We start from the raw sequence: 17,818 nt of genomic DNA, 5'->3' as shown, positions 1-17,818 counted from the left end.
GCATCGCGGGATATGCTCTCGACGCCTTATGCGACAGCCGTCGTGGTGCGGCGAGTCGCGTCGGGCAGGTGGACATGGCCGACGCTGTGAGGTGCCTGTGGGCGGCGGTGAACTCTTCGGACGCGGTGCCGAGCTCGACCGGCTCGCCGGTTTTCTCGATGCCTCCCGGCAACGCGGCGACGCGCGGTTGCTCTGGGGCGAGCCCGGGGTGGGCAAATCCGCTCTCATGGCCGCCGTGGCAGAGCTCGCCATCACGGCGGACATGCGGGTTCTGCGAGCGTCAGGGTCGGAGTTCGAGGCGGAAGTCAGTTACTCCTGCCTCAACCAGCTGCTTCTGCCGCTGAACGCCGACATCGAGCGCCTCCCGCCCGGTCTGCGGGAGGCGTTGTCGGTGGCGCTCGGTTTCGGTGTGGGGGCGCCCACGGACGCGCTCCTGGTCTGCAACGCGACGCTCTTGCTCGTCAAGGCGGTAGCCGCCGATGCGCCGCTCGCTCTTCTGGTGGACGATGTGCACTGGATCGACCGGGCCAGCGCCGTCGTCTTGAGCTTCGTCGCCCGCCGCCTGGAGGGTACCCAGGCCGGGCTGCTGGTCTCCGCCAGAACGGGCGCGGCGAGCTTCCTGGATCCGCGGGGACTGACCGAGATGACGGTCCGGCCGCTGGACCATGAGGCGTCCGGGCAGTTGGTCGACGCTGGTTTCCCGGAGATGCCGCCGCGCGTCCGGCGACGGCTGCTCGACCTCGCCCAAGGCAATCCGCTGGCGCTGACTGAGCTGCCGTCCACGCTGCTGGGTGCTGCGCATCACCCGGTGACCCACCTTGAGGTGGTTCCGCTCAGCGACAGGCTCCAGGCGATGTTCGCCACGCGGATGGCTGATCTGCCGGAGCCGACCCGCAGGCTGCTACTGCTGGCCACGTTCGAGGGCAACGGCGACATCAGGGTGCTCAGGGCCGCCGTGGGGGCCGGGAACGGCCTGGCCGGCCTCGCCCCGGCCGAGCGGGCGCAGTTGGTACGCGTGGACGACGCCACGGCGCGGATCGCGTTCCGGCACCCGCTGATCCGGTCGGCGATCGTGGCGGTGTCCACCCACGAGGAGCGACGCAGCGCGCACCTCGCTCTCGCCGGAGCGTTGGACATCGACCAGGAACGCCGCGCGTGGCACCTCGCGGCGGCTGCCACCGGACCGGATGAGACGGTGGCGCAACTGCTGGAGGACTCGGCGCACCGCGTCATGCTCCGCGGAGACGCCTTCGCCGCGGTCGCGGCTCTGATCCGCGCCGCCGAACTCAGCTCGACCAGCGCGAGCCGTGGCCGGCGGCTCGCCGAGGCCGCCTACATCGGTGCCGAAGCCGGCGGCGCCGTCGAGGACGCCCAGTCGCTCCTGACGGATGCGCGCCGGTCGGACCCGGACTCGGCGGGTTCCCTGCTGGCCGCCAACGCGGCCGCCTTCCTGATGCTCAACGGAGACGGCGATGTGAACACCGCGCACCGCCTCCTGGTGGGAGCCATCGAGACCGGCGACCACGGATTCCGCGCCGACAACCCCGCCCTGATCGAAGCCATGCACACCTTGCTGCTGCTGTGCTGGTACAGCAGCGATCCGGAGTACTGGGAACCGTTCTACCGGGCGCTGCGCAGGCTGAAGCCATCGCCGCCCGACGTGCTCGCACTGGCGAGCAAGACGTTCCCCGACCCCGTACGCACCGCGGCTTCGGCCCGGCCGGCGATCGATGAAATCCTCCGCACCCTCCCCGACGAGGGGGATCCCACGCGCATCATGCGGATCGGTACGGCATCGGTCTACCTGGACCGCCTGGCCGACTGCCGCGAGTCCTCATGGCGCCTGGTCCAGCAGGGGCGGGACGGCGGAGCACCCCGCCGGCACCTCGGCGCCCTGATGCACCTGTGCCTGGACGACTACCTCGTCGGCCGGTGGGACGAGGCCGAGGAACTCGCTCTGGAGGGGCATCGGGTCTGTGACGCCAGCGGCTTCTCGTTCTTCGAGTGGTATTTCCTGTACAACAGGGCGATCGTCGCCGCCGGCCGGGGCCGTTTCGACGAGGCGTACACACTGGCCGACGAGATCACGCACTGGGCGCTGCCGCGCGGTGTGTCGGCTGCGGCCCTGTTCGCGCACCATCCGCGCGCCCTGGCTGCGCTGGGCCGGGGCGACTACGACGCCGCCTTCCGGCACGCCGCCGCGATGAGCCCGCCCGGCGTCCTGGCCTCGCATGCGCCGCACTGCACCTGGGTCATGTTCGACCTGGTCGAGGCGGCGGTGCGAGTCGGACGCACGGTCGAGGCCAGGGCGCACGTAGAGGCGATGCGGGCTGCCGACGTGGCCTCGCTGTCGAGCAGGATGGCGCTGATCCAGGCCGGCGCGGAGGCTCTCGTTCTCGATGACGACGCGGCGATGTCGCGGCTGGAGGCTCTGCTGGCCAGTCCCGCGAGCGAGCGGTGGTTGTTCGACGCGTCGCGGGTACGGCTCGCGTTCGGCGAGAGGCTCCGCCGTGGCCGATCGGCGTCGGAGGCTCGTCGGCAGCTGCTCCTCGCCTGTGACGGGTTCGCCGCCATGGGCGCGGAGCCGTGGCTGGCGCGCACCCGGAGCGAGCTGAGCGCGGCCGGCCACCGGCAGGTTGACGTGCCGTCGGGTGGTCCGACCGCCCTGACTGCGCAGGAGGCTCAGATCGCGCAGCTGGCGGCGAGCGGGCTGAGCAACAAGCAGATCGCCGAGCGCCTGTACCTGTCGCATCGAACGGTCGGCGCGCATCTGTACCGGATCTTCCCCAAGCTCGGCGTCACCTCCCGCGCGGGGCTCAGGGATGCGCTGTCGTCGCATCCCGACGAGTCGCAGCCGCCTGCGCGCTGAGCGCGTCAGCCTGGCTCTCCTTCTCTTCGAGCAGCCGCTCCAGCAGTTGCCGGGTGGTCGGATCGCTGTTCCCGACCCAGCGCACCGCCTCCTGCAGGGTCTGGACGAGGATCCGCGCCGTGAGGAGATCCTGCGTAACGATGCCCGTGAGGTCCCCGTCGGGGAAGGTCTGGAAGGTGACGCACGACCGGGCGGACAGGTGCTGCGGGTCGTAGTCGGCGGCGAAGCCGAGCTGCCAGATCCGCGCCGCGAGCAGCCTGGCCCCACCACGGTCCTGGTCCGCGCAGGCGTGGAGAAACTCGGAGATCGGCCGGTATGACGGCGCACGGACGAGGTGCGCATGCTGCTCGTACTGTAACGAGGACACGACCAGGCTCACCAGCAGCACGTTGAGCAGACGCGCGACAGCCGTCAGCTCAGCATGGTTCGACGGGGTCACCGGCCCGTCCTCCAGATCGAACAGGGCACGGTCCCGGACCTCGCGCTTGGACAGCTGCTCTGGACTTGGAAGCCTCGTCACACCCTCGATGGTGAGACACAGAGTCGCACCGAGGCATCTGTCATATGACCTAATCGCCCAGGGGCGGTGGTCCCTGGACAGGCCGTTTTCCAGAGGCGTGACTCCACACGCAAGTAGGTCGCCTGCCCCTGGAAAGGCCGTGAACCCGGAGTCGAACGACTGATGTGGGGCCACCTGAGCGGCGCCGAAAGTGGGGCGTGAGACAAGCGAACAGCGCACCACAGTGAGGAGGTCGTCCCCATGTCTGTCGGCCATGGATTTCACGCGACGATGACGGCGCAGCCGGGTAAGGGCGACGAACTGGTCCGGCTTCTGCTCAACGCACCGTCACTACCGAACAAGGACTGCGTCGTGTTCCTGGTCAGCCGTTCGTCCGGCAACCGGGACGTCGTGCACGTCACGGAAGGGTGGGTCAGCCGGGAGGCGCACGCAATGTTCTTCGCCACCCAGCAGGCGCAGGCGTTGGTCGCACGCCTCCAGTCGCTGCTCGCCGGCGAGTCCGAATACGCCGACGCGGTGCCGGTCGGCGGCAAAGCCGCTTTCTGAACCTGAACCAGGAGGAGCTCATCGTGACATTGGCCAGACCCGACCTCGATCCCGAACTGCGGGAGCTTCTTGCGGACATGCCCCTGGTATCCCGGCTCGACCCCGAGATGCTCGCCCAGATGCGCCACCTGTCCGTGACATCGGTGGAACCGTACCTCGCCGGCTACGGCAGTCCTTGGGCGAGCGGTTCGATGAGGTCGTGGTCAGCCGCACGGTGTGGGCCAACGCGCCGTCCGCATTCGTTTACTTCTGCCGAAGGCCCCGCGTCCCGGCGCAGACGCGCCCACTGGTCCCCGATGGACGCGCACGCGTCGCATGACCTGGAGGGGTGACCATGGGTGTGAGACGTGGACACGGCAACGTTCGCTCCACCGGTGAGGACCATCGTGCGACGCCCTTCGAGTTGTTCTTCGACCTGGTCTACGTCTTCGCGATAACGCAGCTCAACGGCTACATGGCCCAGCAGCACAGCGCTCCCGGCGTGCTCCGGGGGCTGCTGATGCTCGCACTGTTGTGGGGCACCTGGTCCGGCTACACCTGGCTGGGCAACCACTCACGAGCCGACCAGGGTCTGCCGCGGGCGGGAATGGTCGTCGCGATGACGGCGATGTTCGTCGTCGGCCTGACCATCCCCGAAGCATGGGACGACGAGCCGGGCGGCCTGAACGGCCCTGTGGTGCTGGTGAGCGCCTGCCTGCTGGTCCGCTGGGTGCACCTCGCGGTCTTCGCGGTGGCCGCGACCGGTGACGCCGGGCTGCGACGGCAGATCGCGATCACCTGGCTGCCCATGCTGACGAGCGCGGTTCTGCTGGTGTCCGGGGCGCTGCTCGGGGGCTGGACACAGGTGCTTCTGTTCTCCGTCGCCCTCCTGGTGGACTGGGTCGGCATCTACCTCACGGCTAGGCACGGCCAGTGGCGGCTGCACAGCCCGGCCCACCTGAGCGAGCGTCATGGCCTGTTCGTCATCCTGGCCATCGGCGAGTCGTTCCTGGCCATCGGCGTCGGCGCCGCCGACCGGCCCATGAGCGGGGCCCTGCTGCTCGCCGCCGTCCTCGGCGTCGCCGTCGCGGTGTGCCTGTGGTGGCTGTACTTCGAGGTGGTGGCACGTGCGGCCGAGCACCGGCTCGGACGGGCACGGGGCGAAACGAGGCTGCGCCTGGCTGTCGAGGCCTACACCTACGGGCACCTGCCTCTCATCGCCGGCATCCTGCTCACCGCCCTGGGTGTGGAGGGCGTGCTCGCACACGCCGGGGACAGCCGGCCACTGGGCGTGTTCTCCGCGCTCGCTCTCTTCGGTGGCTTCACGCTGTACCTCGTCGGGCATCTGTTGTTCGAACGCCGCATGCACCACACGCTGAGCCGCCCCCGGCTGCTGGCGGCCTGCGCCATCCTTGCGGCCACGCCGGCCGCCGTCGTCCTGCCGCCGCTGGCTGGGCTGGCGGGACTGGTGACCCTCCTGATCACTCTGATCGTCGTCGAGACCACCCGGTACGCGCGCGAGCGGGCCGGCCGCGACGCATGCGCCGCCAGCCCCCTGCCATCCGGCCTCACGCGCCCGGGCATGCCACGCCTGAAGGAAGGAAGACCATGACCAACGACACCCGCAGTGTGATCTCGCTGCGCGTCAACGACGCGATACATCGCTTGTGCCTCGACAATCGCAGGACGCTGCTCGACGCGTTGCGCGAGGACACCGGCCACACCGGGCCGAAGAAGGGCTGCGACCACGGCCAGTGCGGCGCCTGCACCGTGCTGCTGGACGGCAGGCGGGTGCTGTCCTGCCTGACGCTTGCGGTCGCCGCCGAAGGCGCCGAGGTCACAACCGTCGAAGGCCTCGCCGGTGACGGCGAGCTGCGGCCGATCCAGCAGGCTTTCGTACGGCTCGACGGGTTCCAATGCGGTTACTGCACGTCCGGGCAGCTCTGCTCGGCCATCGGGATGCTGGCCGAGCACGCGGCGGGCTGGCCCAGCGCGGTCACCGCCGATCTCTGCCCGGACGGCCCGGCGCCGGCGTTGGACACGGCAGAGGTGCGCGAGCGGATGAGCGGCAACCTGTGCCGCTGCGGCGCGTACCCGTCGATCGTGCGCGCGATCCTGGAGGAGGCCCGATGAAGGAGTTCGCCTATCAGCGCGCCTCGGGGATCAGTGAGGCGCTCAGACTGGTCGCCGGGAACGACGGCGTCCGCTACCTCGGCGGCGGCACGAACCTCGTCGACCTGATGAAAGCCGGTGTCGAGTCCCCCACCCGGCTGGTGGACGTTCGTTTCCTTCCGCTGGACGGCATCCGGCAGGTACCCGGCGGTGGGCTGGAGATCGGTGCGACGACGACCAACAGCGATCTCGCCGCCCACCCCGAGGTGCGGCGCCGGTATCCGGCGCTGAGCCAGGCAGTGCTGGCGGGCGCGTCAGGCCAGCTGCGCAACATGGCCACGATGGCAGGGAACCTGTTGCAGCGGACCCGGTGCTCCTACTTCGCCGACCCTTCGCAGCCGTGCAACAAACGCGCCCCCAGCAGCGGATGCTCAGCGATCGCCGGCGCGCACCACAACCACGCCGTCCTCAGCTGGTCGCCGCACTGCGTGGCCACGAACCCGTCGGACATGGCGGTCGCGCTGGCCGCGTTCGACGCGGTCGTGCGCTACGAGACCCTCGACAGCGCCGGGGACATCCCACTGGAGGAGTTCTACCTGCCCGTCGGCGACACGCCAGAGCGGGAGACGGCGTTGCCGTCCGGAGCCCTGATCACCGCGGTGTGTCTCCCGGAGTCCGCCATCTCGCCGCTCTCGCGGTATCGGAAGGTCCGCGAGCGCGCGTCGTACGCCTTCGCGACCGTGTCCATCGCCGCCGACCTGGACATCCGCGACGGGGTGGTGCGCAGCTCGCGGATCGCCCTCGGCGGGGTCGCGTCGCGGCCCTGGCGCGCCAGGACCGCCGAGAGCCTGCTGCTGGACGGCCCCGCCACCGCCGACCGGTTCCGGACGGCCGCCGAAGCCGAGCTGGCCGCCGCCGAGCCGCTGCCCGGCAACGCCTACAAGGTGACGCTGGCGCGCAATCTCATCGTGGCCGTCTTGACCGACCTGGCGGCTTCGCCGTACTGAAAGAGATCACCCATGAACGCTGAATCCTCGGCCCCGACGGCCGCGGGAGCCGTCGGGGCCGCGCGGCCCCGCGTCGAGGGCCGAGCCAAGGTCACCGGCGGCGCCCGCTACTCCGCCGACGAGCCGGTGCCGGGCCTGGCCTTCGGCGCAGTCGTCGTATCCACCATCACCCGCGGGCGCGTCCTCGACATCGACGTCGCGGCCGTTCAGGACATGCCCGGTGTGCTGGGCGTGATCGATCACAGGAATGCGCCCCGGCTCAACCCGGAAGCAGGGCACTTCTTCGGTCCGGACGGAGGGCTGCGACTCCTGCAGGATGACGTGATCCCGCACCCGGGCCGCCCCATCGCCCTCGTGGTGGGCGAGACACCCGAACAGGCCCGTGCCGCCGCCCAGGCGCTGCCGGTGGTCTATGACGTGCAACCGCATGACACGGAGTTCTTCTTCGGCCACCCGGCGGGCCGTCCGGCATCGGCCCTCTTCGACGGGCCCGTGGACGTCGGCGATGTGGACGCCGGGCTGGCCGCCTCCGCAGTAGTGGTCGACGAGAGGTACGGCACGCCCGAGGAGCACTGCAGCGCCATGGAGCCGCACTCGGCGACCGCCTGGTGGGAGGGAGAACGCCTGCAGGCCGTCGACTCCAACCAGGGGCCGTACCAGATCGCCGTCACCCTGGCCACGCTCTTCTGCCTGCCTCCGGAGCGGGTGCGTATCCGTGTCGAGCATGTCGGCGGAGGCTTCGGGTCCAAGGGCATGTGCGGGCCGCAGCTGATCCTGGCCGTGATGGCCGCGACGCGGTTCGGGCGGCCTGTGCGGGTCACGCTCACCCGCGACCAGGTGTTCCTGGCCACCGCGCAGAGGCCGGCCACGGACCAGGTGATCCGGATCGGAGCCGATGCCGATGGGCGCCTGCGGGCGATCGACCACGTGGCCGCGTTCGAGCTGTCCCCGCTCGCGGAGTACATCGAGGGGTGCACCGAGCTCACCAAGACGCTCTATGCGGCGCCCGCGATCCGCACCCGGCTCACGGCGGTTCCGCTCGACATCCTGCCGCCGTACTCCATGCGTGCCCCCGGCGCGGCGCCCGGCTCGTTCGCGCTCGAATCGGCCATGGACGAGCTGGCGGAGCGCCTGGAGATGGACCCGCTCAAGCTCAGGCTGCGCAACGAGCCCGTCGTCGGTCCCGTGTCCGGACTGCCGTTCAGCAGCCGGAATCTGGTCGCGTGCCTGCGTCAAGGCGCACGCCGGTTCGGCTGGGCAGATCGCGACCACCGGCCACGGATGCGGCGGGAGGGATCCCTGCTCGTCGGCACCGGGCTGGCCGCCACGTCCTTCAGCACCGGGGCGTTCCCCTCGACGGCGTCCATCACGGCCGAGCCGGACGGCACCTTCACCGTGGTCGTCGCCGCCACCGACCTGGGCACGGGCGCCCGCACCGCGCTGACCGCGATCGCCGCCGATGCGCTGGAGGTCGGCGTGGAGAAGATCGGGCTTCGGATCTCCGACAGCGACCTCGGCCCCGCGTGGAGCGCGGGCGGGTCCCGCGGGACCGCGTCCTGGGCGTGGGCGATCACCGAGGCCGCGGCGAAGATGCGCGGCCCGGAACGGCCGGCGACGGTCACGGTCGACACGACGCACCTGCTCGGCGAGCTGCCATCCAGGGAACGACACGCCTACAGTGCCGTCTTCGCCGAGGTCACCGTCGACCCGGCGACCGGTGAGGTGCGCGTGCGGCGGCTGCTCGGGCTGTTCGCCGTAGGCCGGGTGATCAACCCGCTCATGGCCCGCAGCCAGGTCATCGGGGGAATGGTCGGCGGGCTGTCCATGGCTCTGCACGAAGAGGGCGTCCGTGACCCGGTCTCGGGGCGGCACGTCAACCCTGACTTCGCCGGCTATCACATCGCCGCACACGCCGACGTTCCCGACATCGAAGCCGAATTCGTGCCTGACCACGAACCCGGCCTCCCCATGGGAGTCAAAGGTGCCGGTGAGATCGGGAACGTCGGCACCGCGGCTGCGATCGCCAACGCTGTCTGGCATGCCACCGGGGTCCGGCAGCGGCAGCTGCCGATCCGTCTCGACCGCGTCCTGGAGGACTGACCACCACGGAACTCAGCTCGTGGCGCGCAGGCGCATGGCGTCCTGGCTGGGGGATGCCCCGAACTGGCGAAGGTACTCGCGGCTGAACTGCGACGGACTGCCGTAGCCCACGCGGCGGCCGACAGCGGCGATGTCGGCGGGAGCCGCCGCAAGCTGGAGTCGCGCCTGCTGGAGCCGGATCTGTTTCTGGAACTGGATCGGGCTCATCGCGGTGATTGCATGGAAGCTCCGGTGGAAAGCGGAGACGCTCATCCCCGCCAGCTTGGCCACGTCCTCGACCCGGAACGACTGCGCGTAGTGGTCACGGATCCACTGAACAGCGCGCGCGATGTGGCTGAGGCTGCTGTCAGGCAGGCCGAGCTGGCGGATGACGGGGCCCTGGTCGCCGGTGATGAGCCGCCAGAGAATCTCTCGTTTGATGAGGGGCGCGAGGACGGCGATGTCTTGGGGGCGGTCGAGCAGGCGCACCAGGCGGACGACGGCGTCGAGGAGTTCGGCCGAAGCGGTGCTGACGGCCAGGCCCGGCGGAGCGTCGTCGCCGAGCTCCGGGAGGTCGCCGGGAGCCGCCTGCAGCAGTACCTCGGCGACGGTGGCCGGATGCAGGGTCAGCCCGACCCCAAGCCCCGGCAGCTCCGGGCTGGCCTTGGCGAAGTGGGCGGTCACCGGCAGGTCGACCGAGGCGACGAGGTACTGCCCCTCCCGGTACTCGTAGACCGTGTCGCCCAACGCGAACCGTTTCACTCCTTGCGCGACCACAGCCAGCACCTTGCCGTAGGTCGTCGGCGTCGGCGGCTGGGGGTGTTCGGCCTTGAAGATCAGCACGTCCTCGATGGAAGTCCTCAGATCAGGCCGAGCATGGCGGTTGAGAAGATCGCGTAATTCGTCGAGGACCATGATCCCGATTCAAGCAGCACCCGCGGACCGCGACAATCATTCGCGATGAGCACGGACATCGCGCGCAGGGGTGGGTCCGCCAGGCCGTTCCAGCCGCCGACCGGGCACGAGGCAGGGGCGTTGCTAGGCCACGCGGCGCCTGTATGTGGACGTCGTCTTCCCCCACACCTGTCTCTTAACAGGATCTACGCGAGGCGCCCTGGCCGATTCACCGCATCGGCCTGGCACGGTAGTGGTCCAGTGGCCGGCAACAGTCCACGGAGCATCAGTAGTCGAGGGCGCGGTCGACCAGATCGGCGACTTCGGTGGCCGAGGCGCGGAAGTAGCGGGCGGTGGTCTCGATGGAGGCGTGTCCGAGCAGGGCTTGGATCTGGGCGTGGTCGGCGCCGGCTTCGCGTAGCCGGGTGGCGTAGGCGTGGCGTAGCCGATGCGGGCGCAAGGTCGGCAGGCCCGCAGTCTTGCCGACGACGCGCACCACGTCGGTGACGCCGTCGACCGTCAGCCGTCCGCGCTGGCCGACCCACAGCCCTTCGCCGACCGTCCCGGCCAGCTCGGGGCGGGCCTCCAGCAGCTCGGCTCGGGCCGGCAGCCAGGCCGCGAGGCGTTCGCGAGCCGGGACCGGCAGCGGGACGGTACGGGCCTCGTCCCCCTTACCGTGCAGGCGGGCGGTGCCGCTGCTGGGAGTGATCGGCACGTCGCCGACGCACAGGCGCTGGGCCTCTTCGGCGCGGGCTCCGGCGCCGAGCAGGACGGCGATGAGGGCGGCGTCACGGGGGCCGCGCCGGTCGGCGGCGCGGCGCACCGCGTTCTCCTGCGCCCGGGTCAAGGCATCAGGGGCGCCGGGCTTGGGCACCCGGGCGCGTTTGACAGCCAGGCGCAGCGCGGGTCCGTGTTCATACAGCAGCGTCACCGCGGCCAGCGCCTGGTTCACCGTCGCCGGCGACGCACCGGCGGCCAGTAGGTGTCGGCGCCCGGCGGTGACGGCGGCTTCGGCGCCGACCAGGTCGACGAACGCGTCCGCGTGCTCGGCCGCCCGCCCGAGCAACCAGTCGCGGTAGGCGAAAGCTTGGCGACGGTAGGCGGTCACTGTGTTCGCCGCCAGCGCGCAGCGGTCGAGATGTGTGCCGAACGCGGCCAGTGCCGTCTGCGCGGCCGCGGTCACCGATCCCGGCTCAAGGCCGGGCCGGATCGCCACCACCTTGCCCCCGCCGCCGCTCCAACCATCAACGTGGTTGTCGGTTTCGGTCGCACCACCCTTGTTGATCTTGTTGCCGGTGCTCGCGGTCACCCTCCGGACTCCTCTCCTTATTATCCGGGGAGTTTTTCCGGCGTTAGCTCCGGGCCCGGCTGGATGTTATCCGGGGAGATCACATCGGCCCTCCCCGGATAATCAGACTTATCCGGGGAGACTCGGCACCATCGGCGGACGGCTTCTTTTAGTCCGTAGCTGACCACACGTGATCCCCAGCGTCACTTCCCCTGAGGCGAAAATGGCGTTATGACAGCATCCTGCGGGCCACGCTCCTTTACCGAGATTCGCGACTACCTCGTTGGCCAGCTCAACTCAGCACTTCGTCGTCCTGGAATGTTCGGCGGAGAGATGGCTTTGCGGCTGCTACTCGACCACCTCGTTTATGCCGAACACCAGGATGAGGCGTGGGCGCAGGAGCGTCGAGCGATGGAGTCACGTGGGGCCTTCACCTCGATCGGCGTGAAGGGAGCGTTCAAAACCCTGGTGCCAGGTGACTACGAAGGGGGCGTGGCCTCGGTCTATGCAGAGTTCGCCCATGTTCGCGGGTGGCTGGAAGCAGACAGAGTCCTTACGGCCGAGGAACATGAATCCATGCTGAGGACCTGGGCCGCTCAGGACCGCGTGCTCAGCGAGGTACTTGAGACCTTCGGCCCGCCTTCCGTGCTCTTCGGCGGCAGCAACCCCCTCTATGGGAAGACTCTCAGCTACCTGGCCGAGCAGGCGAAAGAGCCGATGATCTTCTTCCATCTCTGGAACGGGACCGATCCCGACGCCGAGTCGACCTGGCCGCCGATCTACGGCGAGCCCGTCCTCCTCGCCGTTCGCTGCGGGACGGGACCGTTCAGGGACACTTTCACCTTCACTCCGGAAGGCAGGAAGCGTCGCCCCGACACGGAATGACTCACGGGCAGAAGCCCATCGACGGCTACATTCGGTGATGTCGGCAGGCCTCACGGCATCGAGTACGCGACGGTTGATTACGCGAGGTCGCCAGTGTGGCACCCGTAAGGATCCTGGCGAAACTGGCCTTATCCCTGAACGATCCCTGAACGCGGACGGCGCGTGAATCGCTGGATCGCCGCCCCTCGGAGTTTCCGGATTTTTCGGACGCGCCTCCATCCGTCTTCGACTGACAGGATGGCCGCCATGCCCTACGACCCCGCTCCCGCCCCGGCTCGCGAGGAGTTCCTTGGTCTCCTGGACCACCTCGACTTCACAGACCGCCCCGGTGCCGGACACCTCCACAGCCGGCCTCCCGGTCACATCCTCACCGGCGTCACCGACCTCGACGCCCTCCTCATCAGCCTGCCCCCTGGCACCCTGACCGTCGTGGCCTCCCGCCCCGGCGTGGGAAGCACGACCCTGCTGCTCGCCTTCTGCCGGGGCGCCGCCCTCGTCCGTAACATCCCCACCCTGCTGGTCAGCTACGAGTCCTCCCGCCGCGACCTGCTCACCCGCATCACCTCGGCCGAGGCCCGCGTCGTCGGGCACGCGCTGCGCTCCGGCGTCCTGCGCGACGAGGACCGGGCCACGCTCGCCCGCGTGATACCCCGCCTTGCCGAAGCCCCCCTGCACTTGGCCACCCCGGCCGACTGGACCCTGGGCGAGCTGAGCGCCTGCATCACCCGCGCCTGCACCGCCGACGAGCCCGCGGCCCGCCTGGTCGCCGTCGACGGCCTGCGCCACATCCGCCCCGACGTGCGCGGCGGCACCCGCGAACGCGAAGTCACCGAAACCGTCCACACCCTCAAGGCGCTCGCCGTGCGGCTGGAGGTCCCCGTCGTCGTCTCCGCCGACCTCGACCGCCTGCCCGAGGTGGGTTCCGGCCGGCTGCCGGACCTGCACACCGATCTGTGCGACGCCGTCGCCCGCACCGCCGACCTCGTCGTCCTGGTGCACCGCGAGGACGCCGCCGAGCGCGAGTCCCCCCGCGCGGGGGAGGCCGACCTGATCGTGGCCAAGCACCGCAACGGCCCCACGGCCACGATCACCGTGGCCTTCCAGGGCCACTACAGCCGCTTCGTCGACATGCCACCCGGCTGAGAATCTACGTCGTAAGCAGCCGGGGCCGCCCATCCCGCCCGCCGCCCCGCAGGCCCCCGCTGAGGTTTCCGGACGTCCCTACGCGCGCCTGCGCGCGAGGCCGGGGTGCCGCCGCCCCGGCCCGACGTCCCGTCAAGGGCGCGGTTCGGCGGGCAGGTCTGTCCCCGGCAGCGGCGCGGAGCAGCAACTGCTGATCGAGTGGCTCGACCGCCTCGCCACCAACGGCTGAGCCGGCAGAATCCCGTGTTTCCCTGGAGGCTTACCCCCTCATCTCGCCCCAGTCCGCCGCTGTTGCGGGGTGTACGGACTGAAGAAGTTCGGGGTTGAGGGGGCCCAGTAGTATCGGGGAAATTTTCAACGGATATGCAGGTCAGCGGCCCCTTGCCAGGATGTTGCCGCAGCACTCCGAGAGTGCCCTGACCTGCATATTCGTTGTTTTCACGGCGATTGCTACCGGGACTCCCTGCTGACCGCTCCCGCAGCCGCTCTGGATACACGCGACAGAACCGCAGTTCTGTCCCTAAGCCCAGTCCGCTGAGCTGGACCAATGCGACCGCGTGTACCTCATGACAGCTTCGTTACCGACACCCCGATTCCGCCATTGTTACTTAGAGTAGCTAGTCAAGTATTTTCTGTGATACATGCCTGATGGGGCCGGAATGATCAATCACACCGGCCCCCATCCCCGAGGAGAAAGCAGAACACATGCGCTCGATCCGCACCCGCCTGGCCGTCCTAGCCACGATCTTGGCCGTTGCCCTGGTCCCCGGGCTCGCCGGTTCCGCCACCGCCACCGCCACCAGCCGCCCGGCCGAGCCGGTCATCCGCGGCACGGTGACCCTCAAGATCGGCGGGGCGAACGTGGTGAACATTGACGGCAAACTCTACGCCGCCCTGCTGCCCAGCCCCCGCCCCGCCAAATTTGACGTCGTCGAGGCCCCCGACGGTATCCAGTTCCGCTACCAGAACACTGGCGGCCTGGTATACGCCGACCCCTCTCTGGAGCCCTTCTCCCAGCTCTCCGTGGGCCGGCCCGGCGAGGTGCCCCCCCACTCGACCTGGACTGTCGCATCGCCGCCGGCCGATGCCGACGAAGACCTCGAGGCAGACGACCTCCCCGACAGACATTGGGTCGTCACCATCAAACTGGCGGGCACCGACCAGTACATCGGACGGCACTTCGTCGAGAACCGCAGCCTGCTGCCCAAGCGGGTCCTGCTCCTGCCTCCCGGGGTTCGAGCCCCGCTGTTCGTCGTCGAGCCCGTCAGCTAGCCCCAATCCGATCCTGCAGCCCGGCGGCGGCCACCAGTTCGGCGCCCACGACCTTGCGCCAGTACGCGCGGCTGCGCCGGGCTGCAGGAGGGGAGGTAAGGGGTGTGAGCGTGTCTGGTACGCGCTCAGAGGCACACGCGAGTGAGGCGGCCCGGCTCGGCGGGCCTGAGCCGTACCGGATGCAGCTGGCCAACGCGCTGCTCGGCGCGGTCCAGGTCGAGGCGATGCTCGCCGAGAGCGCCGTGACCGGCACCGAGGATCTGGCGGCCGCGCACCGCGAGCAGCTGGTGACCGCGGGCGTGGCCGACGACCCGGACAAGCTGGTGGGCTTCCTGCGATGGCAGGCGCTGCGGGTGGCCGGCCCCCTGCGGCTGGTGGCCCAGGACCCGGCGACCGGGCCGATCCCGCTGGCGGCCGCGCACGCCGCCGAGGGCCTGCAAAAGCTGCTGGGCGTCGTCGGCGCCGGGCAGGTGCCCGACGTCGAGACGGTCACAGAGCACGTCGCCGAGATGGCCGCTGACCAGGGCATTGCCCCTTTGACGCCTTATCTTGCCCGCCCCCGGGTAGGAGTCGGCTACACCGCCCGGCGGTGCCGCCAGGCAAGCATGCGAGGGGGAGCGCCGATGGATCCGGCCCGCCAGGAGACCGGTGAGGTCACCGGAACCAAGGACGCCAACTACAACCTGATCTGGTTCGTCGAGCAGTGCCTGAGCAATGTGCTACGGCTGGAGACCTATATCGCCGATGCCGAACGGGCCGGCGATCCGGAATTGGCCGATCTGTTCCGCCGCGCTCAGGCTGAGAGCCGTAAAGGGGCCGAGCAGGGCAAACAGTATCTACGCCAGCGGCTGACCGGCTGACTCTTCCTCGGGCGCCGTACCTGCCCTGCCCTCACCGTCACGGGCCGCCCCTGCTAGGGCGTGTTCTGGGTTTAGATCATGAGGTTGCGGATTTGCCTGCGCGGCGCCGTCCTGCCCTGGTAGGTAGTCGCCGTGGTCACAGGGCGAGCACCGCCGTGGGCCGCAGTCGCGCATGTTCGGCGCTGATCCCGCGGCGACAATCATCCGGGCCCTGCAGACGTGTGGTTATGCGGTCGACAGGCAGCCCTGGGGTACCGCGCTGCGGATCCTCGACAAGATCAGCGCGAGAGGAGGGCCGCTCCGACCCACACAGTGTGATGGTCAATGAGCCGACATCACAGGCGCTCGCCGTCCGTTCCTCCTCGCCTGAGGAGACGCTGCGCGTCCTCACGTCGTGGTCTGCGCCTTGATCAAGGGAATCTGCCCACCGGCGAGCACCATCGCGATCTGGCGGGGGGAGAGCCGGTGGCGGACGACGACGTCGGCGCCCGTGGTCGTGTCGCGTACGACGATGTCTCCGCCCCTCTCCAACGCGGCCCGCAGGTCCCGCAGGGACAGCTCGTCGCCCTGGCCGATGCGGTCGTAGTCCGCCGGGTCGGTGAACTCCAGGGCCAATACGCCGAAGTTGGCGAGGTTCTGCCAGTGGATGCGGGCGTAGGATTTCGCGATCACCGCGCGCAGGCCGAGGTAACGGGGTGCTATCACGGCGTGTTCGCGAGAGGACCCTTGACCATAGTTGGCGCCCGCGACGATGACATGCGGTCCGGCTCGATGTGCTCGGGCGGGATAGCTCTCGTCGATCTGGCCGAAGGTGAACTCGGCGAGCCGTGCGATGTCGCTGCGGAAGGGCAGGACACGGGCCCCGGCGGGCAGGATCTCGTCGGTGGAGATGTCATCGCCCAGTTTGATCAGGACAGGGCCGCGCAGCCGGTCCGGCAACGGATCGAAGTCGGGCAGTCTCCCGATGCTGGACGCCTTGACCAACTCGACCCGCCGCGCCTCGGCAGGGGCGAGAGGCGGCTCGAACATGCCCTCGGGCGCACCGGCCCGCGCGGGCAACGTCAGGGCGGGATACTCGATCCCCAGCAGGTCGGGCAGCGTCCTGGGGTCCGTGATGCGCCCGGTCAGCGCGGCGGCCGCCGCCGTCTCCGGAGAGCACAGCCACACCGAGTCCTCCTTCGTTCCCGACCGGCCCGGGAAGTTACGCGGTACGGTGCGCAGGCTGTTGCGGCCGACCGCGGGCGCCTGCCCCATGCCGATGCAGCCCATGCATCCGGCCTGGTGCAGCCGCGCGCCGGCCCTGATCAGGTCGAGGGTGGCCCCCATGCGGGTGAGGTCGGCGAGGATCTCCCGCGAGGTCGGATTGACGTCCACCGACACCTGAGGATGCGCCTGGCGACCCGCCAGGATGGCGGCGACGATCGCGAAATCCCGCAACCCCGGATTGGCCGAGGAGCCGATCACGACCTGGTGAACGTCCTCACCGGCGACCTGGCGTACCGGGACGACGTTACCCGGCGAGGTGGGCGCGGCGATCAGTGGTTCGAGGACCGACAGGTCGATCTCCTCGCGAACGTTGTAGCGGGCGTCGAGATCGGGAAGGATCTCGGCGAAGTCGCCGGCTCGCCCCTCGGCGGCGAGGAACGCGCGCACCTGCTCGTCGGCGGGGAACACGGACGTTGTCGCGCCGAGCTCCGCGCCCATGTTCGCGATGACGTGCCGGTCCATCGCCGATAGCGTGGCCAGCCCCGGTCCGTGATACTCGATGATCCGGCCCACCCCGCCTTCGACGCCGTGACGGCGCAGCATCTCCAGGATCACATCCTTGGCCGACACCCACGGCGGGAGCGTGCCGGTCAGGCGCACTCCCCAGATCTCTGGCATCGTCAGGTACAGCGGTTGCCCCGCCATCGCCATGGCGACTTCCAGACCGCCCACGCCGACGGCGAGCATGCCCAGCGATCCGGCGGCACAGGTGTGGGAATCAGAGCCGACCATCGACGCGCCCGGAACTCCGAAGCGCTGCATGTGCGTCGGATGCGACACGCCGTTACCGGGCCTGGAGTACCACACCCCGAAGCGGTGGCAGGCCGAACGCAGGAACAGGTGATCGGCCATGTTCCGTTCATCGGTCTGCAACAGGTTGTGGTCGACGTACTGCACCGATGTCCGGGTGCGAACCCGGTCCAGGCCGAGCGCCTCCAGCTCCAGCATCACCATCGTCCCCGTCGCGTCCTGCGTCAGGGTCTGGTCGATGCGCAGCCCGATCTCTTCCCCGGGTGTCATCACGCCGTCCACGAGGTGGGCGCCGATCAATTTCTGGGTGACGTTGAGTCCGGTCATGGCTAACCTCTGTGAGCGCAA

At 69.7% G+C, this 17,818-nt stretch carries 14 protein-coding genes; 10 read left to right on the top strand and 4 right to left on the bottom strand.

Annotation, left to right across the window (positions count from 1 at the left end):
- Positions 1-97: 97 nt before the first annotated feature.
- Positions 98-2,869: an AAA family ATPase gene (locus ABT061_RS25010; protein ID WP_350922095.1), complete on the top strand. Its 2,772-nt coding sequence runs from the start codon at positions 98-100 to the stop codon at positions 2,867-2,869.
- Here the strand turns inward: ABT061_RS25010 and ABT061_RS25005 are convergent.
- Positions 2,817-3,389, bottom strand: a complete 573-nt coding sequence (locus tag ABT061_RS25005; protein ID WP_350922092.1) for a ferritin-like domain-containing protein — start codon at positions 3,387-3,389, stop codon at positions 2,817-2,819. The two genes, ABT061_RS25010 and ABT061_RS25005, sit on opposite strands and share 53 nt — an antisense overlap.
- 240 nt (positions 3,390-3,629) lie before the next feature.
- Between ABT061_RS25005 and ABT061_RS25000 the strand changes: the two genes are divergently transcribed.
- From ABT061_RS25000 to ABT061_RS24980, 5 genes are all read left to right on the top strand, one after another.
- Positions 3,630-3,935, top strand: coding sequence for a putative quinol monooxygenase (locus tag ABT061_RS25000; protein WP_350922090.1), 306 nt, complete (start codon positions 3,630-3,632; stop codon positions 3,933-3,935).
- Positions 3,936-4,269: 334 nt separating this feature from the next.
- The gene (locus tag ABT061_RS24995; RefSeq protein ID WP_350922087.1) at positions 4,270-5,526 is read left to right on the top strand and encodes a low temperature requirement protein A; all 1,257 of its coding nucleotides are present in this window, start codon (positions 4,270-4,272) and stop codon (positions 5,524-5,526) included.
- Positions 5,523-6,047, top strand: a complete 525-nt coding sequence (locus ABT061_RS24990; protein ID WP_350922085.1) for a (2Fe-2S)-binding protein — start codon at positions 5,523-5,525, stop codon at positions 6,045-6,047. The genes ABT061_RS24995 and ABT061_RS24990 overlap by 4 nt, the downstream gene beginning before the upstream one ends.
- The gene (locus tag ABT061_RS24985) at positions 6,044-7,033 is read left to right on the top strand and encodes an FAD binding domain-containing protein (protein ID WP_350922083.1); all 990 of its coding nucleotides are present in this window, start codon (positions 6,044-6,046) and stop codon (positions 7,031-7,033) included. The genes ABT061_RS24990 and ABT061_RS24985 overlap by 4 nt, the downstream gene beginning before the upstream one ends.
- A gap of 12 nt (positions 7,034-7,045) precedes the next feature.
- Entirely contained in the window at positions 7,046-9,133 is a 2,088-nt protein-coding gene (locus ABT061_RS24980; protein WP_350922080.1) for a xanthine dehydrogenase family protein molybdopterin-binding subunit, read from the top strand.
- A 12-nt stretch (positions 9,134-9,145) separates the two neighbouring features.
- On the opposite strand, the gene ABT061_RS24975 is transcribed toward ABT061_RS24980, so the two are convergent.
- Positions 9,146-10,027, bottom strand: a complete 882-nt coding sequence (locus ABT061_RS24975) for an AraC family transcriptional regulator (RefSeq protein ID WP_350922078.1) — start codon at positions 10,025-10,027, stop codon at positions 9,146-9,148.
- Between the two features lie 265 nt (positions 10,028-10,292).
- Positions 10,293-11,315 (bottom strand): tyrosine-type recombinase/integrase, encoded by a 1,023-nt coding sequence (locus ABT061_RS24970; RefSeq protein WP_350922076.1) that lies wholly within the window; start codon positions 11,313-11,315, stop codon positions 10,293-10,295.
- A gap of 210 nt (positions 11,316-11,525) precedes the next feature.
- Here ABT061_RS24970 and ABT061_RS24965 point away from each other — a divergent pair, with 210 nt between their 5' ends.
- The 4 genes from ABT061_RS24965 (at position 11,526) to ABT061_RS24950 (ending at position 15,454) form a co-directional block, all read left to right on the top strand.
- On the top strand, positions 11,526-12,179 hold the full coding sequence (locus ABT061_RS24965; RefSeq protein WP_350922073.1) for a hypothetical protein: 654 nt from the start codon (positions 11,526-11,528) through the stop codon (positions 12,177-12,179).
- A 237-nt stretch (positions 12,180-12,416) separates the two neighbouring features.
- Complete coding sequence (locus ABT061_RS24960; RefSeq protein ID WP_350922071.1) at positions 12,417-13,322, top strand: DnaB-like helicase C-terminal domain-containing protein; 906 nt, start codon at positions 12,417-12,419, stop codon at positions 13,320-13,322.
- A gap of 705 nt (positions 13,323-14,027) precedes the next feature.
- Complete coding sequence (locus tag ABT061_RS24955) at positions 14,028-14,594, top strand: I66 family serine proteinase inhibitor (protein WP_350922069.1); 567 nt, start codon at positions 14,028-14,030, stop codon at positions 14,592-14,594.
- A 110-nt stretch (positions 14,595-14,704) separates the two neighbouring features.
- Entirely contained in the window at positions 14,705-15,454 is a 750-nt protein-coding gene (locus ABT061_RS24950) for a DUF6245 family protein (RefSeq protein WP_350922066.1), read from the top strand.
- Positions 15,455-15,841: 387 nt separating this feature from the next.
- Here the strand turns inward: ABT061_RS24950 and ABT061_RS24945 are convergent, their stop codons facing one another.
- On the bottom strand, positions 15,842-17,797 hold the full coding sequence (locus ABT061_RS24945) for an aconitate hydratase (protein WP_350922064.1): 1,956 nt from the start codon (positions 17,795-17,797) through the stop codon (positions 15,842-15,844).
- Positions 17,798-17,818 lie beyond the last annotated feature (21 nt).

Origin of the sequence: Streptosporangium sp. NPDC002544, from assembly GCF_040295965.1 — a bacterium.
Taxonomy (GTDB): domain Bacteria; phylum Actinomycetota; class Actinomycetes; order Streptosporangiales; family Streptosporangiaceae; genus Streptosporangium.
This window is presented reverse-complemented; position numbering and strand designations above follow the sequence as displayed.